The sequence below is a fragment of the Pseudomonas sp. P5_A2_2 genome, assembly GCF_054177685.1.
In genome coordinates, this window is record NZ_JBGCUL010000715.1 from 1 (window position 1) to 2,368 (window position 2,368).

The window sequence follows — 2,368 nt, forward strand, 5'->3', positions numbered from 1 at the left end:
GTCACTGGACCGTTCTGTGCGGTCACCGGGGCGCCGTTCTTGTCGGTCAGCGTGGCGGTGTAGGTGATGGTGCCGTTCTCGTCCACGCTCGGCGTCGCGGTCAAGGTCACCGTGGTGGTGTCGTTGACGTCATTGACCGTGGTGCTGACCGGGGTTTTCACTGGGTTGATGGCTTCCAGGTTGCCACCCACCGCATCCTTGATGGATTCGGTGACCGTGGTCGGCCCTTGGTAGGCGTCGTTGCCCACGGTGACCGGCAAACTACCGGAACTCTGGCCTTCGGCGATGGTGATGACCTTGCCGCTGTCCAGCGTCACGGTCACTGGACCGTTCTGCGCGGTGACCGGTTGGCCTTGGGCATCGGTCAGGGTCGCGGTATAGGTGATGGTGCCGTTTTCGTCCACGCTCGGCGTCGCGCTCAGGGTCACGGTGGTGCTGTCATTGACGTCATTGACCGTGGTGGTCACTGGCGTGGTGTTTGGCGACACCTGTTCCAGGTTGCCRCCCACCGCGTCCTTGATGGATTCGGTSACCGTGGTCGGCCCTTGGTASACGTCGTTGCCSACGCTCACYGGCAAGSWRCCGGCGCYCTGGCCTTCGGCGATGGTGATGACCTTGCCGCTGTCCAGCGTKACGGTGACYGGACCGTTYTGCGCGGTCACCGGGGCGCCGTTCTTGTCGGTCAGCGTCGCGGTGTAGGTGATGGTGCCGTTCTCGTCCACGCTCGGYGTSGCGCTCAGSGTCACGGTGGTGGTGTCGATCGAGTCAGTGATGGACGTTACTGCCGGCTCTTTACTCGGCACCAGGTTCTCGAAGTTGCCGCCCGTGGTACCGGTGATGGTGGTGCTGACGGTGCTGCCGTTGGCATAAACATCATTGGCCGGGGTCGGCACGTTGACGCTGCCGGAGGTCTGGCCGGCTTCGATGGTAATGACCGAGCCGTTGCTCAAGGTCACAGTCATCGGCGTGCCGGCTGGATTGCTCAGGGTGGCGGTGTAGGTGATCTGCCCGCCTTCGGTGATGTTGCCGGTGGCCGTCAGGCTCAGCCCGGTGGTGTCCACGGAATCGGTGATGGTGGTCACGGCCGGCGTGGTGTTGGGCACCAGGTTCTCGAAGTTGCCGCCCGTGGTGCCGGTGATGGTGGTGCTGACGGTGYTGCCGTTSACATARACGTCATTGGCCGGGGTYTCGACCACGAYGCTRCCGSTGGTCTKGCCMGCTTCGATGGTGATGACCGAGCCGTTGCTCAAGGTCACGGTCACCGGTGTTTGCGTCGGGTTGGTCAGGGTAGCGGTRTAGGTGATCTGSCCKCCTTCGGTGATGTTGCCGGTGGCCGTCAGGCTCAGTCCGGTGCTGTCCACGGAATCGGTGATGGTGGTCACGGCYGGCGSGGTGTTCGGCACCAGRTTTTCGAAGTTGCCGCCGGTGGTRCCGGTGATGGTGGTGCTGACGGTGYTGCCATTGACATAAACGTCATTGGCCGGGGTCTCGACCACGACGCTACCGCTGGTCTTGCCCGCTTCGATGGTGATGACCGAGCCGTTGCTCAAGGTCACGGTCATCGGCGTGCCGGCCGGGTTGCTCAGGGTGGCGGTGTAGGTGATCTGCCCGCCTTCGGTGACGGTATTGCCGGCCGTCAGGGTGACCGTGGTGGAGTCGACGGTATCGGTGACCWGGGTCACGGCCGGGGTAGTCGGCGGCGTCACGGTGATACCGCTGCCGCCGCTGGTGCCGGTGACCGTTACTTCGATCTGGGTCGCGTCGTTATAAACAGTGTCGTTCGCAGCCAATGGCACGTTGACGTTGCCGGTGGTCGCGCCCGCGGGAATCACGATCACGGCGCCGTTGGACAACGTGACAGTCAGGTCGGTCAGCGGTGCCTGGGTCAGGGTTGCGGTGTACACCAGCACGCCCCCGGCCTCGGTGATGCTCGGCGTGGCACTGAGGCTGAGGACTGATTCACTCGGGGTATTGGCGTTGGCGTTGGCGTTGGCATTGGTGGTCTGGCCACTCGGGATTTCCAGGGCCGTTTGCCCGGCAGAGTTGATACCTGCGGTCGGGAAGCCAACGGTCGGATCGACGCGTCCAGCGGTGGCGTCGAGAACCACGAAGCTGTGACCGCCACCGACGGCACCAGCAGAACCTGCCGCCGTCGGCCCCGCAGCGGTGGCTTCAAGGTCTTTGGTCGGGTCGGCACCGGCGACAATGGCTTGTTGCAGCTCTTCTACCGATGGCGCGGCTTGCGCAGTGGCGGCTGCCAGATCAGTGCCGGAGTCCGGGGCGTCAGCGCTCCACTGGGTGTCACGGCCCAGATCGAGGGTGCGGCCATCGGCGAGTTCCAGGGACACGGCACCGGAAAGGCCAGTGT

The 2,368-nt window shown here is 64.5% G+C and carries 1 protein-coding gene; it reads right to left on the reverse strand.

Translation table 11 applies throughout. The features are described from left to right. A partial coding sequence (locus ACXRVY_RS24680) for a retention module-containing protein (RefSeq protein WP_458238489.1) occupies window positions 1-2,368 on the reverse strand: 2,368 nt, incomplete at both ends.